Origin of the sequence: Pseudomonas sp. NBRC 111130, assembly GCF_001320485.1 — a bacterium.
GTDB lineage: Bacteria > Pseudomonadota > Gammaproteobacteria > Pseudomonadales > Pseudomonadaceae > Aquipseudomonas > Aquipseudomonas vlassakiae.
This window is the reverse complement of the sequence record NZ_BCBG01000116.1, coordinates 1-896: the sequence shown is the minus strand read 5'-3', so window position 1 is coordinate 896 and position 896 is coordinate 1. Positions and strand designations below refer to the sequence as shown.

The 896-nt window shown below is 51.7% G+C and carries 1 protein-coding gene; it reads left to right on the top strand.

From position 1 onward, the window contains the following. The coding region (locus tag APH33_RS26205) for an IS110 family transposase (RefSeq protein WP_054887943.1) at positions 1–874 on the top strand (874 nt) is incomplete at its 5' end. Positions 875–896: the final 22 nt, after the last annotated feature.

The following is an 896-nucleotide window of genomic DNA, read 5'->3' as shown; positions in this document are numbered from 1 at the left end:
CGAGATCATCAGATTGAAAAATTCCAAACTCGAGATCAGAAGGTGGCTGAAACAACAGCCTCTGAACACCGCTATCGCTGTTGAGGCGACCAATGTTTATCACTTGGACTTGGTTGAGCTGGCCCATAGCCTAGGTTTCGAGGTCTATGTCATCGATGGGTTTCAACTGAGCAACTACAGGAAGGGTGTTGGCGGACGAGTGAAAACTGATCCTTCAGATGCTCGGTTGCTGTCCCGTTTTCTGAGGAATGAAGGCGAGGACCTGCGTCCTTGGACTCCTCCTCCTGCTGTCTACGGCAAGCTTCAGAGCCTCCTGCGACGCAGAGCCGCCTTGGTCACTGCTCGTACTGCAATGACCCAGAGCTGGGCTAACGAAACCCTTTTGAAAGCTGCCTTCGAAACCTTCGTGAAATCGATAGATCGGTTGGATCAGCTGATCCAAAAGAAGATTAAAGAAGTGCTGCGAGAAGCTGGGCTGCAGGAGCAAGTCGCTCGCTGCCAGGCAGTAGAGGGCATTGGATTTCTCACCGCAGCAGCATTGGTGATGGCCTTTATGAGGGGCGAGTTCAAAAGCAGTGATTCGTACATTGCATTCCTGGGAATGGATTTACGAGTTAGTGATTCCGGACAGAAGAATGGACGACGTCGCCTCACCAAACGAGGCTGTTCAGAAATTCGTCGCTTATTGCATAACGCTGCGATGGCTGCCAGCAGATCAGCCGCCTGGAAAGAGCTTTATGAACAGCATCGGAACGCTGGTAAAGCAACAACCCAAGCTCTGGTAATCCTGGCAAGAAAGCTCGCGCGGGTGGCATTCGCCCTGATGAAAAATCAGGACGAATACGTCACCAAAGGCGGGAAACCGGCTTGCTGAAAACCATAGAATCTCCCACAGG